The sequence below is a fragment of the Gordonia sp. VNK21 genome, assembly GCF_046098115.1.
Taxonomy (GTDB): domain Bacteria; phylum Actinomycetota; class Actinomycetes; order Mycobacteriales; family Mycobacteriaceae; genus Gordonia.
The window spans coordinates 460371-477774 of sequence record NZ_JBJURU010000001.1; the positions used below are offsets into that span (position 1 = coordinate 460371).

The 17404-nt window shown below is 69.9% G+C and carries 15 protein-coding genes; 4 read left to right on the forward strand and 11 right to left on the reverse strand.

The genetic code is table 11. The features are described from left to right. The first annotated feature begins 20 nt into the window (after positions 1-20). Entirely contained in the window at positions 21-1058 is a 1038-nt protein-coding gene (locus tag ACJMNC_RS02325) for a M48 family metallopeptidase (protein WP_408946326.1), read from the forward strand. Between the two features lie 13 nt (positions 1059-1071). Here the strand turns inward: ACJMNC_RS02325 and ACJMNC_RS02330 are convergent, their stop codons facing one another. Then, positions 1072-1677, reverse strand: a complete 606-nt coding sequence (locus ACJMNC_RS02330; protein WP_408946327.1) for a DsbA family protein — start codon at positions 1675-1677, stop codon at positions 1072-1074. Between the two features lie 91 nt (positions 1678-1768). On the opposite strand from ACJMNC_RS02330, the gene pepN reads away from it, so the two are divergent. Beyond that, complete coding sequence (gene pepN / locus ACJMNC_RS02335; protein ID WP_408946328.1) at positions 1769-4348, forward strand: aminopeptidase N; 2580 nt, start codon at positions 1769-1771, stop codon at positions 4346-4348. Positions 4349-4462: 114 nt separating this feature from the next. Here pepN and ACJMNC_RS02340 read toward each other — a convergent pair whose 3' ends face one another. Together ACJMNC_RS02340 and ACJMNC_RS02345 are read right to left on the reverse strand one after the other, a co-directional pair. Beyond that, on the reverse strand, positions 4463-4963 hold the full coding sequence (locus ACJMNC_RS02340) for a DUF5130 family protein (protein WP_408946329.1): 501 nt from the start codon (positions 4961-4963) through the stop codon (positions 4463-4465). Then, on the reverse strand, positions 4950-5198 hold the full coding sequence (locus ACJMNC_RS02345; protein WP_408946466.1) for a hypothetical protein: 249 nt from the start codon (positions 5196-5198) through the stop codon (positions 4950-4952). Before ACJMNC_RS02345 ends, ACJMNC_RS02340 begins: the two co-directional genes overlap by 14 nt. Positions 5199-5429: 231 nt before the next feature. On the opposite strand from ACJMNC_RS02345, the gene ACJMNC_RS02350 reads away from it, so the two are divergent. Further along, the gene (locus tag ACJMNC_RS02350; protein ID WP_408946330.1) at positions 5430-5831 is read left to right on the forward strand and encodes a globin; all 402 of its coding nucleotides are present in this window, start codon (positions 5430-5432) and stop codon (positions 5829-5831) included. Between the two features lie 92 nt (positions 5832-5923). Continuing rightward, complete coding sequence (locus ACJMNC_RS02355) at positions 5924-7585, forward strand: glycoside hydrolase family 13 protein (protein ID WP_408946467.1); 1662 nt, start codon at positions 5924-5926, stop codon at positions 7583-7585. 16 nt (positions 7586-7601) lie between these two features. On the opposite strand, the gene ACJMNC_RS02360 is transcribed toward ACJMNC_RS02355, so the two are convergent. The 8 genes from ACJMNC_RS02360 to ACJMNC_RS02395 form a co-directional block, all read right to left on the reverse strand. After that, the gene (locus tag ACJMNC_RS02360; RefSeq protein ID WP_408946331.1) at positions 7602-8282 is read right to left on the reverse strand and encodes a hypothetical protein; all 681 of its coding nucleotides are present in this window, start codon (positions 8280-8282) and stop codon (positions 7602-7604) included. Continuing rightward, positions 8279-8791 (reverse strand): acyl-CoA thioesterase, encoded by a 513-nt coding sequence (locus ACJMNC_RS02365; protein WP_408946332.1) that lies wholly within the window; start codon positions 8789-8791, stop codon positions 8279-8281. Before ACJMNC_RS02365 ends, ACJMNC_RS02360 begins: the two co-directional genes overlap by 4 nt. Positions 8792-8806: 15 nt before the next feature. Beyond that, positions 8807-9364: a hypothetical protein gene (locus ACJMNC_RS02370; RefSeq protein ID WP_408946333.1), complete on the reverse strand. Its 558-nt coding sequence runs from the start codon at positions 9362-9364 to the stop codon at positions 8807-8809. Continuing rightward, complete coding sequence (locus tag ACJMNC_RS02375) at positions 9265-13452, reverse strand: NAD-glutamate dehydrogenase domain-containing protein (protein WP_408946334.1); 4188 nt, start codon at positions 13450-13452, stop codon at positions 9265-9267. Before ACJMNC_RS02375 ends, ACJMNC_RS02370 begins: the two co-directional genes overlap by 100 nt. A 74-nt stretch (positions 13453-13526) precedes the next feature. Next, on the reverse strand, positions 13527-14090 hold the full coding sequence (locus tag ACJMNC_RS02380) for a DUF6114 domain-containing protein (RefSeq protein ID WP_408946335.1): 564 nt from the start codon (positions 14088-14090) through the stop codon (positions 13527-13529). After that, positions 14084-14710, reverse strand: a complete 627-nt coding sequence (locus tag ACJMNC_RS02385) for a DUF6230 family protein (protein WP_408946336.1) — start codon at positions 14708-14710, stop codon at positions 14084-14086. Before ACJMNC_RS02385 ends, ACJMNC_RS02380 begins: the two co-directional genes overlap by 7 nt. Before the next feature lie 251 nt (positions 14711-14961). Next, on the reverse strand, positions 14962-16635 hold the full coding sequence (ettA, locus tag ACJMNC_RS02390) for an energy-dependent translational throttle protein EttA (RefSeq protein WP_408946337.1): 1674 nt from the start codon (positions 16633-16635) through the stop codon (positions 14962-14964). Positions 16636-16848: 213 nt separating this feature from the next. Beyond that, positions 16849-17262 (reverse strand): SRPBCC family protein, encoded by a 414-nt coding sequence (locus ACJMNC_RS02395; protein WP_408946338.1) that lies wholly within the window; start codon positions 17260-17262, stop codon positions 16849-16851. Positions 17263-17404: the final 142 nt, after the last annotated feature.

The following is a 17404-nucleotide window of genomic DNA, read 5'->3' on the forward strand; positions in this document are numbered from 1 at the left end:
GGCCACTATAGATTGAGGGTGTGGACAGCCATGCGCCCATCCCCTCCGTTCCCGGCGTCGACGACCCGCTGGTCGCCGACCGGCCCGAGCACGTCCCCGGGCCGGCGGCCCTCTGGGCGCCGCCGGCCAAGTACTCGGCGGCTCCGCGCCGTCACCCGTGGGAGATCCCGCTGCTGGTACTGCTGATCCTGGTCAGCGTCGGCGCGTACGTCGCCGTGCTGGTGCTGGTGGCCCTCGGCTCGCTCAGCGACTACGCACTGCTCGTCCTGGTGCTGCCGCTGGTGCTGTTCCTGGTCCGCGGCATGACCTACGCCTCGCAGCGGGTCAACGGCGTCCAGCTCACCCCCAGTCAGTTCCCGGAGGGCTACCGGATCCTGGTGGAGGCGGCCGCACGCTACGGCCTGGAATACGTGCCCGACGCCTATGTGGTCAACGGCAACGGCGCCATCAACGCCTTCGCCTCCGGGCACGGCTTCCGGCGGTTCGTGGTGATCTACTCGGATCTGTTCGAGATCGGCGGCCGCGCCCGCAGCACCAAGGCCCTCGAATTCGTGATCGGCCACGAGGTGGGTCACATCGCCGCCGGTCACGTCTCCTACTGGCGGCAGGTGGTCTCGTCGACGGCGATGAGCATCCCGATCATCGGCAGCAGTCTCTCGCGCGCCCAGGAGTACACCGCCGACAACTACGGCTACTACAACCGACCGTCCGGCGCCCCGGAGGCGATCGGGGTGATGGCGGCGGGCAAGTACATGCTCACCGCCGTGGACTTCGACCAGTTCGCCGACCGGGCGACCCGCGAGAAGGGCTTCTTCGTCACGCTGGTCAACGCGCTCGCCACTCATCCGGTGCTCACCTGGCGGGCCGCGGCACTGCGTGATCGCACCCGGGCCGGCGCCCTGTGGCGGCGGCCCACCACGGTCCAGCGCGGTGTGGGCAGCGGCAACGTGGCGCCGATCCCGGCACCGCCGGCGCCCATCGACCTGCCGGACGGCGCCCTGCCGAACGGCCTGCAGTCACCGCCCAACGTCTACAGTCCCGGCCCGGGCCGGCACTGATCCCGGCGACGGCTCAGGAGAAGTCGGGCTCGGTCCTCGTCCGCTTGAGCTCGTAGAAATGGGGATAGGAGGCCAGCGCCACCACCCCGTCCCACACCTTTCCGGCGTCCTCACCGCGCGGGATCTTCGAGAGCACCGGTCCGAAGAAGGCCACCCCGTTGACGTGAATCGTCGGTGTGCCCACATCGTCGCCCACCTTGTCCATTCCGGCGTGGTGGCTGCTGCGGATCTGCTCGTCGAACTCGGTCGAGTCCACCGCCTCCGCCAGATCCGCTTCCAGGCCGGCGGCCTCCAGCGCCGCCGGGATCGCGGTGGCGTAGTCCTTGTTGCCCTCGTCGTGGAACTGCGTGCCGAGTGCGGTGTACAGCGGCGAGAGCACCTCGTCGCCGTGCCGGGCGGCCGCGGCCGCCAGCACCCGCACCGGCTGCCAGGCCGTCGACAGCAGCTGCCGGTACGACTCGGGGATGTCCTTGCCCTCGTTGAGGACGGCCAGGCTCATCAGGTGGAAGTTCACCTCGATCGGCCGCACCTTCTCGGCCTCGAGGATCCAGCGCGAGGTGATCCAGCACCACGGGCACAGCGGGTCGAACCAGAAGTCCACACGATCGGTAGCAGCCATGCCGCCATTCAACCACCGCCGCCCGTCCCTGCCCACCGGTCGCCCGTTCTCCCCCGCCCCGCCGGGCCGCCGGACGACTAAGGTGGGCGTGGTGAATGCACCGAATCTGACGCGCGAGGCCGCGAAGCGGCGCGCCGAGACCATCACCGTCGAGAACTACCGGATCGAACTCGATCTCACCCGGGGCCCGGAGACCTTCTCCTCGCACACCGTGGTGACCTTCACCGCGCAGCCCGGCAGCGAGACGTTCATCGAGCTGATCACGCCGAAGCTGGTGTCCGCCAACCTCAACGGCACCGACCTGGACGTGTCCGGCTACGACGCCGAGCACGGTCTGACGCTGCCGGCGCTGGCCGAGCAGAACGTCCTGTCGGTGGTGGCCGACTGCGCCTACTCCAACACCGGTGAGGGGCTGCACCGCTTCGAGGACCCCGCCGACGGCAAGGTGTATCTGTACTCGCAGTTCGAGACCGCCGACGCCAAGCGGATGTTCGCCTGTTTCGATCAGCCTGATCTCAAGGCCACCTTCTCGGTCGCGGTGACCGCGCCCGCCGACTGGAAGGTCGTCTCCAACGGCGCCCCCACCGCCGCTGCGCCGGCCGGAGAGGCGCTCCGGCACGAGTTCGCCACCACCGAGCCCATGAGCACCTACCTGGTGGCGCTCATCGCCGGCCCGTACGCCACCTGGACCGACGAGTACCGCGACGAACACGGCACCATCCCGCTGGGCCTGTACTGCCGCGCCTCCCTCGCGGAGTTCATGGACGCCGACCGGCTGTTCACCGAGACCAAACAGGGATTCGGCTTCTACCACAAGGCATTCGGCGTCCCGTACGCCTTCGGCAAGTACGACCAGCTCTTCGTTCCGGAGTTCAACGCCGGCGCCATGGAGAACGCCGGCGCGGTGACCTTCCTCGAGGACTACGTCTTCCGGTCCCGGGTCACCCGGTACCTGTACGAGCGCCGGGCCGAGACCGTGCTGCACGAGATGGCGCACATGTGGTTCGGCGATCTGGTCACCATGACCTGGTGGGACGATCTGTGGCTCAACGAGTCCTTCGCGACCTTCGCCTCGGTCCTCTCCCAGGTCGAGGCCACCGAGTACACCAACGCCTGGACCACTTTCGCCAACGTCGAGAAGTCGTGGGCGTACCGCCAGGATCAGCTGCCCTCGACCCATCCCGTCGCCGCCGACATCCCGGACATCGCCGCCGTGGAGGTGAACTTCGACGGCATCACCTACGCCAAGGGCGCCTCGGTGCTCAAGCAGCTGGTGGCCTACGTGGGCCTCGAGCCCTTCCTCGCCGGCCTGCGCGAGTACTTCGCGCAGCACCGCTTCGCCAACGCCACCTTCGCCGACCTGGTCGCCGCACTCGAGCGCTCCTCCGGACGCGACCTGAGCGACTGGGGCGCACAGTGGCTCAAGACCACCGGCATCAACGTGCTGCGGCCGGCCTTCGAGGTGGACGACGACGGCGCCTTCACCTCGTTCACCGTCCTGCAGGAGGGCGCCGCACCCGGCGCCGGCGAGACCCGCGTGCACCGGATGAAGATCGGTGTCTACGACGACGACGCCGACGGCCGGCTGGTGCGCACCCACAGCGTGGAGCTGGACGTCACCGGCGCCGCCACCGCGGTGCCCGACCTGATCGGTGTGCACCGCGGGAAGCTGGTGCTGCTCAACGACGACGACCTCACCTACGCCTCGGTGCGTCTCGATCCGGATTCGCTTGCCGTGGCCACCGCCCGGGTCGCCGACATCGCCGATCCGATGCCGCGCACCCTGATCTGGTCGGCGGCCTGGGAGATGACCCGGCAGGCCGAGATGACCGCGCGCGACTTCATCGCCCTGGTGCAGGCCGGGATCGGCGCCGAGACCGAGGTGGGCGTGGTGCAGCGGGTGCTGCTGCAGGCGGCCACCGCGCTCGACTCCTACGCCGAACCGGGCTGGGCCGCCGCCACCGGGCGGCCCGGCTTCGCCGCCACCCTGCTCGAGCTGGCCCGGACCGCCGAGCCCGGCTCCGACCATCAGCTGGCCTTCGTCAACGCGCTGCTCGCCGGGGCGATCAACGACGACCAGCAGCCGGTCCTGCAGGCACTGCTCGACGGCGACGACCCGGCCGGACACGGTCTGGCAGAGCTGACCGTGGATGCCGAACTGCGCTGGCGGCTGATCAAGGCGCTGGCCGCGGCGGGCGCCATCGACACCGACCCGGCCACTTCACCGGTGATCGACGCCGAACTGGCCCGGGACAACACCGCCGCCGGCAACCGGCACGCCGCCTCGGCGCGGGCCGCCCGCCCGCTGGCCGAGTCCAAGGCCGCCGCCTGGCGGGTGGCCTTCGAAGACGACGCCGTCGCCAACGTCACGGTCCGCTCGATCGTCGAGGGACTCACCCGCCCCGGCCAGGACGAGCTGCTGGCCCCGTTCACCGACGCCTACTTCGCCACCGTCAAGGAACTGTGGTCGCGCCGCACCAGCGAGGTGGCCCAGACCGTGGTGGTGGGCCTGTACCCGTCCTGGGAGATCAGCGAGTACGGACTCTCGGCCGCCGACGCCTTCCTGGCCGGCGAGGACGTGCCGCCGGCGCTGGCCCGGCTGATCGTGGAAGGCCGGGATTCTGTGGCCCGCGCACTGCGCGCCCGCGCCGCCGACGCGGCCGCCGGCTGAGCGCACCCGTACACAACGGTTTCGGGCCCCGACCTCCGGAAGGAGGCGGGGCCCGAAGCCGTAGGACGGGGCGAACTCAGGCCGGCGGTGACGACTCGGTCACGCCGGTCCGGCTCAGGGGCGAGCGACCGCGGTGGCCATCACGCGCAGCGCGGAGACCAGCCCGTCGACCAGCTGGTTCTGCTTGAAGGCCGACAGCGCGGCGGCCACACCGAGTTCGGCGACCCGGTCGTTGACCCGGCCGGCCACCTCGGAGCCGGACACCACGACCACGTCATGGCTGTTCGGCGAGACGGCGATCAGCGCGGCGTGCGCGGGTTCGGGGGCACGCAGCAGCACTTCGCGCGCGCCGGCCACCGGATCGCTGCCGAGATCGCCGAGGTAGACCGAGAAGCGCACCAGCGCCACCTCACTCGCCTCCCGCAGCGTGTCGTCGAGCAGGATCAGCTCATCCCGCGAGAACGGCGGCGTGTCGAAGCCCTGGCCCGGCAGCAGCGCGGTGGAGATGCGGCCGCTGGGGGTGACCACCGAGCCGAGCGGCAGGCCGTCGTCGTTGAGCACGCCGAGATTGTCGACGACGCCCGAGGAGTTCTTGACGATGTCACCACTTGCCACTTGCGGCACCTCCCACGGTGTCGGCCTGCTCCGCGTGGCGGGCCAGAGCCATCGGCTGGATCTCCGTCGCGCTGAACAGCGCCGGCGGACGGTTCCACGGCTGGTCCAGGGTGTATTCCTGAACCTCGGGACGCTTGGTTCCCCACGAGAAGAGCATCGAGACGACGCAGCCGGCCACCATGAGCAGACACAGCGCCGTCACGGTGATCCCGACGGGCACGATCAGGTCTTCCACTGCCACCCTTTCGACGAGCGCTTGCGAGTCGACAAGCGCGCCCGACCTGCCGAGTGCAGGTCTTCGTTGCTCTAATCTAACGCACCGGCACCGCCCGTGTCCGTCGAGGGCCTACAGTGCGTCGTAGACCGCTGCCGCGGGGCGTCGTAGACCGCTGGAGCGGGGCGTCGTAGACCGCTGACGCGGGGCGTCGTCGACCGCCCCCCGGCACCCGCCGTGCACCCGGCGGCGATGAGGAACAATGGCGGTGTGAGCACGTTTTACGAAGAGGTCGGCGGCGCGGCGACGTTCCGGTTGATCACCGAACGCTTCTACGCCGAAGTGGCCGACGACGAGATCCTGCACCCGATGTACCCCGAAGAGGATCTGGGGCCGGCCGAGCGCCGGCTGCGCATGTTCCTCGAGCAGTACTGGGGCGGCCCGCACACCTACTCCGAGGAGCGCGGACATCCGCGTCTGCGGATGCGGCACGTGCCGTACACCATCGGCCCGATCGAACGCGACGCCTGGCTGCGCTGCATGACGATCGCCGTCGACGCCGTCCCCGCCGACGTGCTCGACGACGAACACCGCGCCGCCTTGCTGAACTACTTCACGATGGCCGCCCAGTCGTTGATGAACTCCGCGGTGTGACTCCCCGGTGTGAGAAGGAGCCCAACCTCCAGCGGTGTGATTGGCCTGTGACCGTGGCATGAAAGGATGCGATCGTGAGTGCTGACAATGTGATGCCGGTTCCGGGTGGCGCGCCCGAGTGGTGGCGCAAGGCCGTCGTGTATCAGATCTACCCGCGGTCGTTCTCCGACCTGTCGGGCGACGGCGTGGGCGATCTGGCCGGTGTGATCGACAAGCTCGGCTACCTCGAACTGCTAGGCGTGGACGCTCTCTGGCTCTCGCCGGTGATGCGCTCGCCGATGGTCGACCACGGTTACGACGTCTCCGACCCGCGCGACATCGATCCGCTCTTCGGTGATCTGGCGACCTTCCAGGCCCTGATCGACGAGGCCCACGAACGCGACATCCGGGTGACCATGGATCTGGTCCCCAACCACACCAGCGATCAGCACAGCTGGTTCTCGCAGGCGCTCTCAGCCGGTCCGGGCAGCCCCGAACGCGCCCGATACATCTTCGCGCCGGGACGCGGCGAGAACGGCGACGAGCCGCCGAACAACTGGACCTCGGTCTTCGGCGGGCCGGCCTGGAGCCGGGTCCGCGAGCGCAACGGTGAACTCGGCGAGTGGTACCTGCACCTGTTCGCCCCGGAGCAGCCCGACCTGAACTGGGACAACCCCGAGGTGGCCGCCGACCTCGAGGAGACCATGCGGTTCTGGCTCGATCGCGGCGTAGACGGTTTCCGCATCGACGTGGCGCACGGCATGGCCAAGGCTCCCGGGCTGCCCGACATGGACGCGCCCTCGGTGATCCTCAAGCACACCGACACCGATCCGCGGTTCAACAACGAGGCCGTGCACGACATCCACCGGATGATCCGGCGGGTCACCGACGACTACCCCGGCACGGCCAATGTGGGCGAGGTGTGGGTGACCGGCAACGACGACTTCGCCAAGTACGTCCGTCCCGACGAGCTGCACCTGGGCTTCAACTTCCGGCTCGCCAGCGCCCCCTTCGAGGTCGGGGCCATCGCCGAAGCCATCGACGAATCGCTGGCCGCGACCCTCCCGGTGGGCGCCGTCCCCACCTGGACGCTGTCGAACCACGACGTCGACCGCGAAGTGACCCGGTACGCCCCCGACCTGGCGTTCCTCGACGACGCCGAGGTCTCCGCGGAGGAACGCGCCTGGGCGGCCGAGAACGCGCTGGCGATCGGCATCGCCAGGGCCCGCGCCATGGCGCTGGTCGAGCTGGCCCTGCCGGGCACCGTCTTCATCTACAACGGCGCCGAGCTGGGCCTGCCGAACGTCGACCTGCCCGACGAGGCGCTCACCGACCCGGTGTGGAAGCGCTCGGGCTACACCGAACGCGGCCGCGACGGCTGCCGGGTGCCGATTCCCTGGGAGGGCGACGAGCCGCCGTACGGTTTCAGCGAGACCGCCGACACCTGGCTGCCGATGCCCGAGCACTGGGGCCGGTTCACCGTCGAGGCACAGCTCGAAGACCTGTACTCGACGCTGTCGCTGTACCGGCAGGCCATCGAACTGCGATATGCGCGACCGGAGTTCGACGGCGACCCGACCGGCCAGATCCCGGAGGTCGCCTGGTACGGCTCCCCCGACGGCTGCCTGGCCTTCCGCCGCCCCGGCGGTCTCATCTGCGCCCTGAACACCACCACCGCTCCGGTGCCGCTGCCGCAGGGACAGATCCTGCTCACCTCGCTGCCGCTGGTGGAGGGCATGCTCGCACCGAACTCGGCGGTCTGGCTGGTGCCGTAGAGCCGCGAGCCGTCGCTCAGAGCACCGAGACGCCGAGGGCGGCGCTGCGCTGATAGACCGAGCCGAACCGGGCGTCGATCCGGATCCAGCTGGGGCTCACCCGGATCCGGATGGGTTCGCGGCCGCCGATGGCATCGAGCGGTGAGTCCTCGGTGATCTCGCGACCCTGCTCGTCGCGCACGAACCCCATCGCGGTGAGCGCGAAGACCGACCGCATGCTGATCGCCGCGGTGCCGGCGGCATCGTCCTCGCCGGTCACCTCCAGGACGGTCTGATCGAGCAACGAGGCCGCCGGGCCGAGGGCGCCGGACTCCTCGCGGGCCACCCGGGTGCCGCGGCGGGCCAGTGCGATCACCTCCCGGGCCGGGACATCGTCGAGATGACTGAAACCGGACAGGCCCGGCAGCGCACCCTGCCAGGCCACCTGCATGGCGAAGCCGAAGCCGATCACCGGATCGCCGGCCGCCGCCGAGGCCTGCATCGCCGCCAGGTCGGCGATCGCATCGGCCGGATCCAGGTCGCCGAAGACGGTGCGCGTGGCCAGCACGTCGAATCCGGTGCGCACCCACAGCCCCACCCGGCCGTCGTCGCGGCGGCGCAGCCGCAGCACTCCGGAGTCGTCCACCCGCGCGGCCCGGGCCAGGAAGGCCTGCACATCGGCGCGGTCGGCGTCACCGGCCGGCGTGAGCCCGCTCATCGCAGGAAGGACTTCAGATAGTCCTTCTCCTCCGCCGGGATCCGTCGGGGCCGCTGCGTGTCGATGTCGAAGGACACCAGCTGCGTCGTGGCCACCACGTACGGCTTCTCGTCCGGGCCCACCCCGTACGGCCGCACCTCGTAGCCGACGGTGAAGTCCACCGCCCGCACCCGGGTGGTGAACATGGTCACCGCGATCGGCGACTGGTCGTGCCGGATCTGCCCCTGATACTTCACATGCAGGTCGGCCACCAGGCAGCCGGCCCGCATCGGCGCGGTGGGCTTGTCGTCGTAGAACAGCCACGGAATCCGCGCCTCTTCGAGCAGCGTGACCATCCGGGCGTGATTGATGTGGGCGAAGACATCCATATCCGACCAGCGCACCGGCACCTGAACCAGGAAGCCCTGTTCGGTGGACCGGCCGTCGTCGGCGAACAGCGAGCGGCGCTGCGACTGTGAATGCGGATCCTCAGACGGACGGGCAGACGGTTGCGGAGCTGCGGAAGTCATGTAGGCCTTTCTCTCTCAGACCAGACTACGCACGGCCCGCACCGCCACCGTCAGGGCCGCGATCTCCGGCTGCTCCTCGACGATCAGCTCCTCGAGGGTCCCGCGCACCCGGCGCAGCGCCGACGAGCGGGCCGACGACCAGTCCGCGATCATCGCCTCGGCGTCCTCCCCCGGCTCGGACAGCGACAGGATGGCCAGGGTCAGCGCCCTCACCAGCGAGTACAGGTCGTCGCGCAGCGCCAGCCGCGCGAGCAGCTGCCAGCGGTCCCCGCGCTGGAGGGCGTTGACGTGATCGAGCAGCACGTCGATGTCGAAGTGCTCGAGCACCGCGAACGCCAGTTCACCGACCTCGTCGACGTCGCGGTCGGCGATCTCGGCGATGTCGAGCACGTCGAGCAGGTGCAACCGGTACGGGCAGCGAGCCACCGCCCGGGCGAGCACCGGCTCCACACCGTCGGCCATCAGCTGGTCGGTCACCCGGTCGAGCGCTCCGGCGATGGTCGGCCGGGCCCAGTCGTCGATCCGCGGGGCCAGCTCGGCGACGGCCTGATAGCGCAGGCATTCGGCGGCCACCGCCAGCGGCTGCGGCCGGTGTTCGAGGAACCAGCGGGAGGCGCGCGCGCAATCAGCTCGCGCACCCGCTCGGTCATCGCGTCGACGGCAGTCACCGGCACCGGTTCGGCGCGCAGCCGGTCGATCAGCGCAGTGACGCCGAAGACCTCCGCGGTGACGCTGTAGGCGCGCACCGCGTCCTCGACCCGGGCGGTGGTGGCCTCGGTCATCCGGAACAGGTAGGTCATCCCGGCGTCGTCGACGATCTGGTTGATCAGCACCGTCGCGATGATCTCCGGCCGCAAGCGGTGCCCGGCGATGCCCGGTCCGAAGCGCTGGGCCAGCGGCTGCGGGAAGTAGTCGCGCGCCAGCGGTTCGAAGAACTCCCCATCCAGCAGGGCGCTGCCGGCCAGTTCGGCTTTGGCGCGCAGCTTCACCTGTGCCATCACCGTCGCCAGTTCCGGGCTGGTCAGTCCGCGCCGCACCGCAGACGCCGACCGTTCCAGAAGTGTCTCCGGTTGCGGCAGCGCCTCGAGTTCCAGATTCACCCCGTCCCGGGCGAGCTGTTCGAGCAGCCGGGCGTACAGGTCGGCCTCGCCGTCGGATCGTGCGCGGGCACAACCGAGTTCGGCGTTCTGTGCGATGTTGTCGGCCAGCACCAGCTCGGCCACCTCGTCGGTGAGCGAGGCCAGCAGATCGTCCCGGTCGGCGGCGTCGAGGGCACCGGCGGAGACCTGCGAGTCGAGCAGGATCTTGATGTTCACCTCGTGGTCCGAGCAGTCCACACCGGCCGAATTGTCCATCGCATCGGTGTTGATCCGCACCCCGTGGAGATCGGCCTCGATACGGCCGAGTTCGGTCACACCCAGATTGCCGCCCTCGCCGACCACCTTGGCGCGCAACAGGTTCGCGTCCACCCGGACCGGATCGTTCGCCTTGTCGCCCACCTCGGCGTGGCTCTGCGCTGAGGCCTTGATGTAGGTGCCGATGCCGCCGTTGAAGATCAGGTCCACCGGGGCCAGCAGGATCGCCCGGATCAGCTCCGGCGGCGACAGCCGATGCACGTCGCCGCCCAGCCCCAGCGCCGCGCGCATCTCCGGGCTGACCGGGATGGCCTTGACCGACCGCGGCCACACTCCGCCGCCGGCACTGATCAACGCCGGATCGTAATCGGCCCACGAGGATCGGGGCAGCGCATACAGCCGTGCGCGTTCGGTGTACGACGCGGCCGCATCCGGATCCGGGTCGACGAAGACGTGCCGATGATCGAAGGCCGCCACCAGCCGGGTGTGCCGCGAGGCCAGCATCCCGTTGCCGAAGACGTCGCCGCTCATGTCGCCGACGCCCACCGCGGTGAAGTCCTGCTTCTGCACATCCACGCCCAGCTCGCGGAAGTGCCGTTTGACTGCTTCCCAGGCCCCGCGGGCGGTGATCCCCATGGCCTTGTGGTCGTAGCCCACCGACCCGCCGGAGGCGAAGGCGTCGCCGAGCCAGAACCCGTAGTGGCCGGCGATGTCGTTGGCGATGTCGGAGAAGCTCGCGGTGCCCTTGTCGGCCGCCATCACCAGATACGGATCATCGCCATCGCGCCGGACGACGCCCGGCGGCGGCAGCACCCGGCCGCTCTCGTGGTCGAGGTCGTCGGTGAGGGCGATCAGCGCGGCCACGAAGGCCTGGTAGCAGGCGACGCCCTCGGAGCGCTGCGCATCCTGATCCGCGGCCTGATCGCCGGTGGGCGGCGGCGGACGGCGCACCACGAAGCCGCCCTTCGCCCCGGCGGGAACGATCACCGCGTTCTTCACCGCCTGCGCCTTGACCAGGCCCAGGATCTCGGTGCGGAAGTCGTCGCGACGGTCGGACCAGCGGCAGCCGCCGCGGGCCACCGCACCGAAACGCAGGTGCACTCCCTCCACCCGCGGTGAGTGCACGAAGATCTCGTACAACGGCCGTGGCTGCGGAGCCTGCGGAATATCGCGGGTCCGCAGTTTGATCGCCACCGTGGGCCGGTAGGCCTCGTCGAGCTCGCGGGCGGACCCGCACTCGGACCGGAAGTAGTTGGTGCGCACCGTCGCGTCGAGCACCGATGCCAGGGCCGAGAGCACCCGGTCGGCGTCGAGGGAGAGCACGCCGGCCAGCCGGGTGCCCAGCTGGGCGCGGGCCGCGGCCCGCCGCTCAGAGCGTTCGTCGGCGCGCACCGCCGGATCGAAGGAGACGGTGAACACCTCCACCAGACTCGCGGCGACCTCCGGATAGCTGCCGAGGACCTCGGCCACGTGGGTGGTGCCGAGCCCGATGCCGCACTGCTGCAGATAACGGACGTAGGTGCGCAGCACGGCCACCTGCCGGGAGGTCAGCCCCGCCCGCAGCACCAGCTCGTTGAGCCGGTCGACGTCGCCGTGCCCGAGCCACATCCGGGTGAAGGCGTCCGAGATCCGGGCGTCGGTCTCGGCGGCGGCCGCCTCGTCCGGCTCGTCGGCGCTCTGCAGGTGCGGTGCCGGCTGCACCCCGAATTCGTAGATCCGCACCCGGCGACGGCCGGGCAGAGTCATCAGGTAGGGGTGCTCGTCGAGCACGGTCAGACCCAGACTCGAGAGCATCGGCAGCACATCGGTCAGCGCCGCATCCCGGTCGGCCAGGTAGACGGTGAGCAGCCACGGATCCGGGCTGCTCCGCCGCACCTGGACGTGCACGCCGTCGGGACCGAGTTCCGAGGCGATCGCGAGGTCCTGGGCCGCCGCAGCCGGCGCCCGTTCCTCCCGGTACCGCTCGGAGAGGGCCGGCAGCAGCCCGGCCACCGCGGCCTCGCCACCGGCCAGCCGGCGCACCCGGTCGTCCCACGATCGCACCGCGTCGGCCAGCCGCCGCTGCAGCCCGCTCTGCAACGGTCCTCCGGTGCTGAGGTCCTCGGTGATCCGCCCGGAGGTGCGCATCGACAGCTGCAGCTGCGCCAGCGGCGACTGCCCGAGCTGTGTCGCGAACTCGGTGTCGGTGCCGCCGAGCTCGCGTTCGAGGAGTTCGACGATCCGGCGCCGCACCCCGGACGAGTAGCGATCACGCGGAATGTAGGTGAGCACCGAGATGGTGTGCCCGTCCCGGCCGGCCCGCAGGTACAGCCGCGCCGACTGCTCGAGCCCGGCGTCGAGCAGTTCGCCGGTGCGCCGGGAGAGCTCGGCGGTGGGGGTGGCGAACAGCCCGAAGAGCGGATAGTTCTGCAGCAGATCCACCGCCCCGGCACCGCTGAACGAGTCGGCGTCGAGTCCGAGGGCGGCCAGCACGGCGGCCGCCTTCTCCCGCACCACCGGGATCTCCTGCACCGGACGGTGCCGGCCCACCGAGGTGAGCACCCCCACCACCTGGTGCTCCACCTCACCGTCGCCGAGCCGCAGCACCAGCGGATAGCGGGTCTGCAGGACCGCGGTGGGCAGACCCATCCGGTCGAGGACGGGACGGAGCGGTTCGGGGTCGAGCGGCTGGAGCCGGAGCGTCTCCGGATCCGACCAGATGCCCAGGCCCGGTGAGCCGTCGCTGCGGGCGTATCCGACGGGAGAAAAGTTCACCTGGTCGGCCAGCCAGCGCAGCAGCTCCCGGTAGGCGCCGAGTTCGCGTTCCGGGGCGCGCAGCACCCCGGTGAGCCGGATCAGTTCGGCGCGGATCGCATCGGCGTCGCGAGCGACCGCACCGACCAGGGCGATCGACCGCCGCACCTGTTCACGCAGGACCGCCAGGTCGGCGCCGGGTGCGGCGTAGGCGCGCACGCAGACCCAGGCCTCCGGTTCACCGGGGCCGGCGCCGTCGCCGATCGCGGTGAGCCGGCCGTCGGCATCGCGGTGCACCGGCATGATCGGGTGGTCGAGTCCGGCGATCGCCAGCCCGGCATCGGCGGCCACCGCCAGCACCGATTCGACCAGCAGCGGGGCGTCGTCGGCCACCACCACGATCTCGATCCGGCCGTCGGGGTCGCGGCCGGTCGCCACGATCGCCTCGCCGGGGCCGCGGACGGCGGCGGCCGTGACATGCCTGCCGAGCCTCGCCGCGTCCTCGGCCGTGCTGCCCCCGTACCGGAGCAGTCCCGCCGAGATCAGCTCGTCGGTGGTCTTCGCCTCAGCCATGCGCGCCCTCCTCTCGGCCCAGGCTAGTGCCGACGGCACCGGCGCGCGGCCGGCTCGGGACGAACGTGTCGCGCTCAGCGCGCCGGGCCGGGCTCCGGTGTGGTCGGCGGCTGCTCGGCGCCGGGCGCTTCCGCGGTGTCCGGCGCTCCGTCCACCGGCTCCTCGAGGGCCGGAATCACCTCGGTCGGCTGGTCGTCGACGGCGGGCGGGAGTTGTTCGGTCGCCGGGTCACCGTGATCGTCCGGGGCTGCCGGCGCCTCCCGCGGGGCCTTGCGGTCGTAGGGCTGCCAGGCGAGGATCAGCGAGGCGCCCACGATGCCGAAGACGGTGCCGAAGATGTAGCCGCCGAAGTTCGCTGCCGGGAACGCCACCAGCGCGGTGACCATCGCGACCAGTCCGGTGATGAGCCGGTACCGCCCGCCGAGTAGGCCGGCGACGGCGCACACGCCCATGATGATGGCGAGCACCATCGTCGACACACCGGAGATACTCGACAGGGTCAGCACCAGATCGCCCACCTGGAAGCCGTTCACCGGCGGCCGGGCGATCAGGAACGCCGAGATCGCCAGGCAGTACGGACCCATCGTGGGGCGCTTCTCGGCCCACTCACGATAGCGCCGGCGATACTCCGTCAGCACGGGTTGGCATCTCCGCGGACCACCGAGACCTTCGCGCCGGAGACCGACAGGCTCGACGCCCGCATCGCCTGGACGTCGGCGCCCACGTCGAGGATCGAGGCGGTGGGTGCGGCGATGGCCGTGGCCAGTTCGGACGAGTCCGAGTCGCGTGCGGGCTGCGCCGAACCGATCAGCGCATTGACCAGTGTCATGTCCGCGCCCAGGCCGTCGACGTCCATCATCATGTTCTTGGCCTTGGTGGCCGCGCCCGGAGCCTTGATGACCATGGTGACCGTGCCGATGCCGGGCAGGTTCGGCGCCGACATCGCCAGGCACAGGTCGGTGAGGGTGGCCTCGCCCATGGTGACCACCACGGTCTCGACCTTGCCGTCCTTGACGGTGTCGATGCTCCGCGGGTACACGGCGATGTCCTTGCCCTCGAGCTTGGACAGGGTGGCGTAGAAGTCCTCACCGGAGACCGCCATCTGCACGGGCACGTCGCCGCGCACGATGCCGATGCCCATGTAGCCGGTCACGAACAGCCCGCTCAGCAGGGAGGCGATGAAGACCTTGGGCCGGGTGTGCCGGAACCACCGGCTTTCGCGCTCGGGTTTCCCTCCGTCGCGCTTGGCCTTCTTCATTGGACGCTCCTACTCAACACCACATCGCGGACCACAGAACGGCGGACGCCCTCCCCTGTCGTCCAGCGACGACGCCGCAGCTCGACGAGAGCGCACAACGCCGTCCTGCTGAACCGTACCGGCGCTCAGGCGGCCGGAAGCACGCCCGCGACAAGCCCGGCACAAAACGCGCACAGCCCGAACACAGATCGCCGCCCCCGAATGGGGACGGCGATCTGTGCGCGGCATCGGGCCGGCGCGGCCCGCTGCGATCAGTCGCGGGTGAGCTTGCGGTGGGTCACCCGATGCGGGCGGGCGGCCTCGGCACCGAGGCGCTCGATCTTGTTGGCCTCGTAGGCCTCGAAGTTGCCCTCGAACCAGAACCACTGCCCCTCGGCGACGTTGCCCTCCCAGGCCAGGATGTGGGTACAGGTCCGGTCCAGGAACCAGCGATCGTGCGAGATCACCACGGCGCAGCCCGGGAACTCGGTGAGCGCGTTCTCCAGGGAGCTGAGGGTCTCCACGTCCAGGTCGTTGGTCGGCTCGTCGAGCAGGATCAGGTTGCCGCCCTCTTTGAGGGTCAGCGCCAGGTTCAGCCGGTTGCGCTCACCGCCGGAGAGCACCTCCGAGGGCTTCTGCTGGTCGGAGCCCTTGAAGCCGAAGGCGCTCAGGTAGGCGCGTGAGGGCATCTCGTTCTGGCCCACCTCGATGAAGTCCAGGCCGTCGGAGACCACCTCCCACACCGACTTCTTCGGGTCGATGTTGGCGCGGTTCTGGTCGACGTAGCTGAGCTTGACGGTCTCGCCCACCTTGACGGTGCCCGAGTCCGGCTCCTCGAGGCCGACGATGGTCTTGAACAGGGTCGTCTTGCCGACACCGTTGGGGCCGATCACGCCGACGATGCCGTTGCGCGGCAGAGTGAACGACAGGTCCTTGATCAGCACCCGATCGTCGAAGCCCTTGCTCAGATGCTCGGCCTCGACCACCACATTGCCCAGGCGCGGCGGCGTGGGGATCTGGATCTCCTCGAAGTCGAGCTTGCGGTGCTTCTCGGCTTCGGCCGCCATCTCCTCGTAGCGGTCCAGGCGGGCCTTGTTCTTGGTCTGCCGGGCCTTGGCTCCCGAGCGGACCCAGGCGAGTTCCTCCTTGAGCCGCTTCTGCAGCTTCTGGTCCTTCTTGCCCTGGACTTCCAGACGCTCGGCCTTCTTCTCCAGGTAGGTCGAGTAGTTGCCCTCGTACGGGTGCAGCTTGCCGCGGTCGACCTCACAGATCCACTGCGCCACGTGATCGAGGAAGTAGCGGTCGTGGGTGACGGCGAGGACGGCGCCCGGGTACGTGGACAGGAACTGCTCGAGCCAGAGCACCGACTCCGCGTCGAGGTGGTTGGTGGGCTCGTCGAGCAGCAGCAGATCCGGCTTGCTCAGCAGCAGCTTGGCCAGCGCCACCCGTCGGCGCTCACCGCCGGAGAGATGAGTCACCGGTGAGTCGCCGGGCGGGCAGCGCAGCGCGTCCATCGCCTGCTCGATCTGGCTGTCGATGTCCCAGGCGTCGGCGTTGTCCAGGTCCTCCTGGAGCTTGCCCATCTCCTCCATCAGTTCGTCGGAGTAGTCGGTCGCCATCAGCTCGGCGATCTCGTTGTAGCGGGCCAGCTTCTCGGCGATCTCGCCCATGCCCTCGAGAACGTTCTCCTTGACCGTCTTGTCCTCGTTCAGAGGCGGCTCCTGCAGCAGGATGCCGACGGTGGCCTCCGGATCGAGGAAGGCCTCGCCGTTGCTCGGCTGATCCAGGCCGGCCATGATCTTGAGGATCGACGACTTGCCCGCGCCGTTCGGGCCCACCACGCCGATCTTGGCGCCCGGGTAGAACGACATGGTGACGTCGTCGAGAATGACCTTGTCGCCGTGCGCCTTGCGCACCTTCTTCATGGTGTAAATGAACTCAGCCACAGTCAAAGCCTCTCTACCTCGGCAGACATCCCACCGGGTCGGATTCGGGTACAGGTGCGGGACACGTGTGTGTACTGGCCGGCCGGCGCACAGGCGTTGCGCACCGGCGCAGACCGCATGACACCAGCCTAGCGAGTGTCACCGCTCACCAGGGCCACCGGGCGACGACGGCGCCGCGATCGTCGGATCGCGGCGCCGCGGGAGCGTCTTCCGTCAGCCGGCGGACAGCCGGGCATGGACGCTCTCGACCGCCGACGAATAGATCTCGGAGATTCCGGTCTGCAGCTCGGCCTCGACCTCCGGTGAGGCGGCGCCGAACTGTGCCGACCACACCAGGTGCGACCCTCCGTCCACCTCGGTCACGGTGATGGTGGACTCGTACCGTTCCAGCGGCAGCGGTCCGTCGAGGTACTGATAGGTGTAGGACCGATCCGAATCACTATGCGCCACAATGCGTTCACGGGCCGGCTGACCGTCGGCGAAGACCAGGTGACGGATACCGTCGTCGTCGACGCGCGCCTGGCCGATCGCGGGGGCCCAGTCTGCGATGCCGGCCGGGTCGCCCACGACGCCCCACACGGTGGCGGCATCGACGGGGAAGGTCTTCTCTACGGTGATCTCGGCCATGACTGTGCCCTTCCCTGTTCTGCTCGGTGCTGCTTCGGCTCGCTGCTTCTCGGTGATGTGGTCGAGTGCCGCTCGATGTGAGCGGGGTAACAACGTGCCCGACGCTACCAGTCGAAGGCACAGCAGACCGGAGGCTTCGTCC

What these genes read in the sequence shown, in the direction of transcription:
- ACJMNC_RS02330 (WP_408946327.1), bottom strand. Translation starts at nt 1,677, where the DNA reads ATGGCTGCTACCGATCGTGTGGACTTCTGGTTCGACCCGCTGTGCCCG.
- ACJMNC_RS02350 (WP_408946330.1), top strand. Translation starts at nt 5,430, where the DNA reads ATGAGGAACAATGGCGGTGTGAGCACGTTTTACGAAGAGGTCGGCGGC.
- ACJMNC_RS02355 (WP_408946467.1), top strand. Translation starts at nt 5,924, where the DNA reads ATGCCGGTTCCGGGTGGCGCGCCCGAGTGGTGGCGCAAGGCCGTCGTG.
- ACJMNC_RS02360 (WP_408946331.1), bottom strand. Translation starts at nt 8,282, where the DNA reads ATGAGCGGGCTCACGCCGGCCGGTGACGCCGACCGCGCCGATGTGCAG.
- ACJMNC_RS02365 (WP_408946332.1), bottom strand. Translation starts at nt 8,791, where the DNA reads ATGACTTCCGCAGCTCCGCAACCGTCTGCCCGTCCGTCTGAGGATCCG.
- ACJMNC_RS02375 (WP_408946334.1), bottom strand. Translation starts at nt 13,452, where the DNA reads ATGGCTGAGGCGAAGACCACCGACGAGCTGATCTCGGCGGGACTGCTC.
- ACJMNC_RS02385 (WP_408946336.1), bottom strand. Translation starts at nt 14,710, where the DNA reads ATGAAGAAGGCCAAGCGCGACGGAGGGAAACCCGAGCGCGAAAGCCGG.
- ACJMNC_RS02395 (WP_408946338.1), bottom strand. Translation starts at nt 17,262, where the DNA reads ATGGCCGAGATCACCGTAGAGAAGACCTTCCCCGTCGATGCCGCCACC.